Origin of the sequence: Photorhabdus sp. RM71S, from assembly GCF_042879355.1 — a bacterium.
GTDB classification, from domain to species: domain Bacteria; phylum Pseudomonadota; class Gammaproteobacteria; order Enterobacterales; family Enterobacteriaceae; genus Photorhabdus; species Photorhabdus kayaii.
Genome location: NZ_JBHFKV010000096.1, coordinates 1 through 6,203 on the forward strand (window position 1 = coordinate 1; position 6,203 = coordinate 6,203).

The window sequence follows — 6,203 nt, forward strand, 5'->3', positions numbered from 1 at the left end:
TTGCCCTGATATTATGGGCTATTTTTAGCCTGTCATGGGTTGCCAGTCCCAATAACAGGCAATAAATTTCTGTGGGGTTATTTTCAATGCCGACCTTTTGCGACACCCTCGCATAGCGGGGGGATACATTCGGGATGGAAAGACGGCTACTGGCGCAATGAGTACATGGACAGTGCCTTTAAAGGATTTTGGGATAAACAGTGGTGAAGGGCACCTGGCAGTGTTACTGAGCGCAGATGAGTTGTCTTCCGCTCGTGAGGAAAGCTACCGGCTATACCGTTTTGCTGTCCCCGGTCGTCCGGAGCTGAACAAAATGCATACTGATATTAACATGGGAGGCAATAACCTGAACAATACGGCTACCGTGAATGCACAGGCTGGACATTTCAGTGGCGATATCCGGGCGAATGTCGGCCAGTTTCAGGGGGATATTCGTAGCCACGATGGTTGGATTGTGACGACAAAGAATAAAGGCTGGTTAAATGAAACCTATGGTGGTGGTTGGGTGATGTCGGACAGCAACTGGCTTCGCAGTGTCAATAATAAAAGCGTTTATACTGAGGGGCAAATCAAAGGCGGTACCCTCCGGGCTGATGGGCGTTTGTCGACCGGGGAGTTTTTACAACTTGATAAAGTGGCTGTGGCGGGTACGCCCTGTTTACCCAACGGATTGGTTAGCCGCGATAGCAAAGGCGCCATACTGTCCTGCCAGTCGGGTCTGTGGACAAAAGCAGAAGCCACCTTGCAGCAGAATCAATGTTATCAGGATGGAAACTGGGGGGACGTGATTTCGCTGAACACCGATGTAAGCCCGGATATTATGCGGCGGGATTGAAATTTGTGGGTTACCAAAGCAGCGAATCAGCTTATGTTATTACCTGCTGTAAATGAAAACGTCACATGTTCGTATATCTGATTTTTATTTTGGTGGTTTTGTGTTGTCCTTGCTTTGCACTGGTGAGCAGATTAACGCCTTGGCGGGGATTTATCTGTTCGGGTTTCCTGCACAGGAAAAAACGGTATTACGTCATTCATCTTTCCCCGACTGACAGGATAGGGCGTCTGACGCGAAGTTGAACCCGGTGCTTGCATGCGGCATTTGTTCGCGAACTTGAAGGGGCACTTTTGCGGGCAGACAGGGATATTCTGTTTCGTTCTCACTTGATGCGACTAGCTCAGATACAACTGGCTTGTTCGGTTTTGGCGCATTACCCAACAAGGCGTTATCGGATGGTTAAAGTGGTTATCACTCGCTGGGAACGAACAGGGATTACATTACAAAACTTACTGTATGAATGGCGTTATGTTTCAACGGCTGCCCGTGGTGTTATGGTGGTGGTGAGGTGTGACTTTTTAAACCTCAACTAACATATGTTAAATGTACATAAAGTTGTCAGTCGAAGTCTAAAAAGTTACTCTCCCACAGGTAAGCCCTTTTCTTCAATATTTATGGCGGCGTTTAGATAACTCTCCCAAATATCTTGAATTAGCTATTAAAGAATTACTGTTGTTATTTATATATTATTTTGATCATCATTATTTTCTTTTTCATCATCCTTTCTGAGGATTGCAACCTTACGTTCAACAGTATTTAAAGGATCGTAATAACCTCTGACAGCTGCTGTTCTGATATTTGCTGTAATAGCACTGTAGTGGCGTTCAAAATCTAAGACTATGCCACATTTCTCTGCATGCATTCTTATGAACCCACGGATCATGTTTTCTCTGAAACAAAACCAGCCTGGGCGCACACCAGAACGACCACGTAATGCATGAGTAATAATACTCCCATGATTATCTTTTCGTAGTTTCGTAAAACGTTTTTTGAATTCTTCCAAGCTGAGATTTGGCTGGTTAAGTTTATTCATTACAATTACATAAGATGCTATGATATGATCCAACTCTCTAGTCAAATCTGCACCTTCTGCCATCGCCCATAAGATGTAATGCATATGTTCATCACGAGATGTTGCCATGTCATAACTTTGTTTAAGAGACTCTTCTACTGACATTACAGCAGCATTTAATGATGCTAAGAACAGTTCTTTGTTTACTTGAGTAATTGTATCTTTTGATTTAAAACATTCATGCAATAGTTTATTACACATCAAATGTACATAGTAAGGAAATCCATCACTTAAAGCGCAAATTCTGTCACTTATATCTGAAGGAATATCTATATTAAAATACTCAAAAGCACTGGTTATAATTAGTTTTCTGCCTGTCCAGTTTAGCCTTTCAAGTTCGATTTGCTCTAATTGTCGTTGACTTGATAGATGGCCTCCAATTAGGTCAGTTACTGATTGACCAATACCAGTAAATATTATTTTTACCTTAACTTCACCATCACTCAGTTGCTTAAGTAATATTCCAAACTTGGCTCGTTGTTCATCATTGGAGATCAAATCAAATTCATCAATAACTATTACTGTTTTTTGGGAGTATTTTTTTCCCAAGAAATCTAAGGCGGCAACAGCGCTTGGAATATTATTTATTATTGGGCGTTTTTGTTCTTCCCTTTCTGATAGGCTAGTTTCCGCTTTTATTCCGGGAATATTAATACCTAATGTTGTTGTTGATTTGTATTTACTTTTAGGCATATTACCAATGCCCTGATAATAAATTGATTCTATAATGCTTTCTAGGGTTGATTCTGGATCGCAACTTACATAAATAGGTTTATTATCAGATGATTGAACCAAATTTGCAGCAGTATGAGCAAGTGATGTTTTTCCTACGCCCCTGTCGCCGTAAATAAATACATGACGGCCTTCAGCATGCAATGCTAGCTGAATTACTTCTAATTGATGGTCTCTTCCAAACAGTCTTTCAGGAGTACGAACTGGTACACTTAGCGTAAGTATCTCATTCACTTTTTTGGCAAAAAATTGGAAATCATAACCCGTAATGGACATGAAGGACTCTCCTTTTTCAATCGTATAAAAACATTATCTCATAAAAATTTATTATTTGGTCAAACAGTAAAGGGAATTGATGAACAAAACCATTCAATGGGTCTATTCGCTATAATTTGATGAGATTGGTAGCATTATATTGCTGTATTGCCGTTACCTAACATACAGTTATTGCTAGCAGGATTGAAGCCTAAGCATTTGGACTAGTGAAGTCGTAGCTTTATATAAGATACAAGTCGCGGTGATTGTTCGGGAACTTGTTAGATGATGCTCAGAACCTATTCCACGAGATACGTCTTAATAACCTCTTTTCTTCATGATAGTTACGGAAAACAAAGGAAAGGAGTGGAGGTGAGCAATGGGATTGAAAATTAACAGTGATGTAGCATCACAAAGTGATGGGGATAGTTGGACAGAATAACTGTTTTTCCTACCGTAGGCTTTTTTAGTAGTTGCAATTGTTGAGGATAGGCGATATCAGAAAGTGGTTGGCCATGTATCTATTTCACCGATGACAATGGAAACTGGAGTGGATCAGATTGGTCTTATTGGTCGATGATTGGGTAAGGATGATAACCGATGCTGGCGGCATGTTAAGACGATGACGACCCAGAAGATTGCATTAATATTTTCTGTTTTAGGCTGGGTGTTCAAACGGGAAGTTTATATTGATAGGTGCAAATAGCAGCTCCAAGGACAATTCTAATAAGTCAAATGTCACGATCATTGTAGATACCTATGCTCAATCAAACAGTGGGGGCAAACGTGCAGCCATCCTGTACAGTCTGGTAGGCATCTGCAGACTGACTGGTGTGGAGCCAGAGGCCTAACTGCTACGTCATCAGCAATATTGTGGGCTGACCACCAACAAGGTACACGAATTATTCCCGTGGAATGTCAGCCTCACTGTTGCATAATAGCCAATACGGTTTACATAAGCCGCTTACTTTCATATTTAGGTGTAATTTTTACTTTTTCATATTGAGTTTTTTATCGTCATCCTCTCTGGTTTTGCCCAGTATTCTTCCCTGTATCGGGTAATCATATGATTAGACTCTAATCACTACTGAATAAGTCGCATTTCTGTGCCCGTTGTTTTGTCAAACAACTCGATAATACTAAAAGTACGCCAGGCACAGCGCTAAATAAAACAAACAAGGATGTTGTGTATGACAACTGAAATACCGCCTCTGTCGTCGACGTCTGAGGCTGAAATTGACAGCTTGCGGCAGGCGGTTTCTCAAGAGATCCAATCTAGGTTGTTGTCGTTAAAAAAATGTCTGGGGTATCTGTCAATATTGCTTGTTATTGTCAGTATAGCGTTGCTGGCATTTGTGGTACGGCAGCAGCAACATCAGTTAGTGGAATTTCAGTCATTGATGCGAAATGGCTCATTCCAGCATTTGCCTGATGAGGTGCAAAAGCTGCACGAACGACTTGATAAAGCGGATACCGGCTTTGTCTCCCGTCAGGACTGGCAAATGCAAAATAACCGGTTTCATCAGGCATTGATAGCGCAACAGGGAGCCGTCAACGACCAACAGAAACAACTCGCACAGTCAGTGACTGATTTAAGCCGTGCTCATCAGGATCTTACCGAAGTAGTGAGTGTATTGAAAAATACCGTGAAACAGCAGGAAATGCGCGTTGACGCAATAATCACGTGGAAATCTCAGCAGGAAAAGCATCTGGTAGAAAAGCTGGCACACCTGACCGGGAGGTTCTTCGAACGAAGAAACGGATAGTGGCCCCTTTCATACTTTCTGGTATTGAACGTCGGGGAGAACAAGTTTATGCCGTTATTATTCCACGAGACACAGATCCTCATTCCCAAATATCTCAAATGCGTTTACTGACTCCGGGTGAACGTGCATTTGAGTGGACGTTGGTCAATATCTCTGATCATCAGGCTTTGTGCCAGGTACAGGGGCATCGTCAAACCCTGTCAGTCAATGGAGGGTAATGATGAGAAAAGATTTTTTCAGCCAGAGGAAGGGAGTGGTGCTGATTGGCGTTGTTATGTCTCTGTCAGCTTCGGCGGCACAGATTGCTATCTCTGAACAGACAGTGATGGGAATGAAAGCGACTCAGCAACAGGTCACGCAGGCTGAAAACCACCTTGAAAAACGCCGCCGCATCTCAAGGAGGACATGTCTATGCAGGTTACGGGGGTAATGTGGATTTTACTCTGATGAATTCGGTGGGCCGGATAGCCTCATTGGGCGGGGAGTCTGGCGGCATTTCCGGCGTTTGATGCAATGCGCCAGGCATTACCGATGGTGCAGGCTGTTATATTGATGGCGGTGACTATCATATTACCGCTGATTATAGTATTTGCTGTCTACGAATATAAGACGGTTATTACGCTGACCTTTGTCATGTTTGCGCTGAATTTTTTGATATTCTGGTGGGAGTTGGCACGCTGGCTAGACAGTTGGCTTCTGGAGGCATTGTATGGTTCAGATACGCACAGCCGCTGGAATATGGCCGGTTTTCAGAATAGTACAGACGATATCATTATGAGTTTTGTGATGGGGACGATGTTTATTGTGTTGCCGGCATTGTGGATGAGTGCTTTGTCTTGGGCTGGAGTTAAAGTTGGTGGAGTAATAGAAAATGCAGGCAGCACAGCAAATAAGGATAGCAAGGCGGCTGGCAGTCAATTAGGTTATAAGATATCTGGAAAGCTTTAATTGTTACTTAGTATAGCCTGATATGGATGACTGGATAGGGTTATTCTTGATCTCAACAGTCATCTGATTCCCATGAATGTCTTTTATAAGTGTCTTTATCCCAATCTTGTTCCCATGAAAAATGTTCATAAGCAGCTTTTTGCTCATTTATATTTGAATTTTTTTTATTCCACATGTTTTGAGAAATTCCTAGTAATAATACAAAGGCCAGTATAACCATTATAGCTATAGCCAATGACCCAAGCAGTAATGCAATAACTGAGCTGCCAACAAATAGATAAATTGGTAAATGTCCTATCCAACTGGGGAGATTGTATTTGTGGGCTTTGGCAACACAATGTGCATCCCAAATATGTAAACGCTGGCGTAAATTACGATAAATCCTGGCAGCTTTTGCTCCCCGAATCTGAGTGCGCATTGTACGTTGTATGTCATGATGGTTAGTCATTGGGTAGTCTCTTGTTGAAACAATGTTCAGATAAATAAGGTAGATTCACATAATAAGTGCAACATCGTTAATCTGGAAGTAAACATGTTCGTATTCCCTTAAATAATTCATTCGGTGTTTTCCCACCCCGTGTTTTTCGGGGGCGAT

At 42.0% G+C, this 6,203-nt stretch carries 7 protein-coding genes and 2 pseudogenes; 7 read left to right on the forward strand and 2 right to left on the reverse strand.

Features of this window, described 5'->3' with window-relative positions; genetic code table 11:
- Positions 1-118: 118 nt before the first annotated feature.
- The 3 genes and pseudogenes from pilV to ACGF5R_RS23385 all read left to right on the forward strand — a co-directional run.
- Positions 119-739: pseudogene (gene pilV / locus ACGF5R_RS23375) on the forward strand (shufflon system plasmid conjugative transfer pilus tip adhesin PilV); the annotation flags it as partial.
- A gap of 148 nt (positions 740-887) precedes the next feature.
- Positions 888-1,049 (forward strand): hypothetical protein, encoded by a 162-nt coding sequence (locus ACGF5R_RS23380; RefSeq protein WP_387692986.1) that lies wholly within the window; start codon positions 888-890, stop codon positions 1,047-1,049.
- A 37-nt stretch (positions 1,050-1,086) separates the two neighbouring features.
- Complete coding sequence (locus ACGF5R_RS23385; protein WP_387692987.1) at positions 1,087-1,368, forward strand: hypothetical protein; 282 nt, start codon at positions 1,087-1,089, stop codon at positions 1,366-1,368.
- Between the two features lie 146 nt (positions 1,369-1,514).
- Here the strand turns inward: ACGF5R_RS23385 and ACGF5R_RS23390 are convergent, their stop codons facing one another.
- Positions 1,515-2,915 (reverse strand): ATP-binding protein, encoded by a 1,401-nt coding sequence (locus ACGF5R_RS23390; RefSeq protein ID WP_387692989.1) that lies wholly within the window; start codon positions 2,913-2,915, stop codon positions 1,515-1,517.
- Positions 2,916-4,084: 1,169 nt separating this feature from the next.
- On the opposite strand from ACGF5R_RS23390, the gene ACGF5R_RS23395 reads away from it, so the two are divergent.
- The 4 genes and pseudogenes from ACGF5R_RS23395 to ACGF5R_RS23410 form a co-directional block, all read left to right on the forward strand.
- Positions 4,085-4,660 (forward strand): hypothetical protein, encoded by a 576-nt coding sequence (locus tag ACGF5R_RS23395; protein ID WP_387692991.1) that lies wholly within the window; start codon positions 4,085-4,087, stop codon positions 4,658-4,660.
- A complete protein-coding gene (locus ACGF5R_RS23400; protein WP_387692993.1) occupies positions 4,660-4,878 on the forward strand; it encodes a hypothetical protein in 219 nt (72 codons plus the stop codon). Before ACGF5R_RS23395 ends, ACGF5R_RS23400 begins: the two co-directional genes overlap by 1 nt.
- The gene (locus ACGF5R_RS23405) at positions 4,878-5,090 is read left to right on the forward strand and encodes a hypothetical protein (protein WP_387692995.1); all 213 of its coding nucleotides are present in this window, start codon (positions 4,878-4,880) and stop codon (positions 5,088-5,090) included. The genes ACGF5R_RS23400 and ACGF5R_RS23405 overlap by 1 nt, the downstream gene beginning before the upstream one ends.
- Positions 5,041-5,608 (forward strand): annotated as a pseudogene (locus ACGF5R_RS23410) (conjugal transfer protein TraG N-terminal domain-containing protein); the annotation flags it as partial. The gene ACGF5R_RS23405 and the pseudogene ACGF5R_RS23410, both read left to right, overlap by 50 nt.
- 52 nt (positions 5,609-5,660) lie before the next feature.
- On the opposite strand, the gene ACGF5R_RS23415 reads toward ACGF5R_RS23410, so the two are convergent.
- Entirely contained in the window at positions 5,661-6,056 is a 396-nt protein-coding gene (locus ACGF5R_RS23415) for a hypothetical protein (RefSeq protein ID WP_387692996.1), read from the reverse strand.
- Between the last annotated feature and the right edge of the window lie 147 nt (positions 6,057-6,203).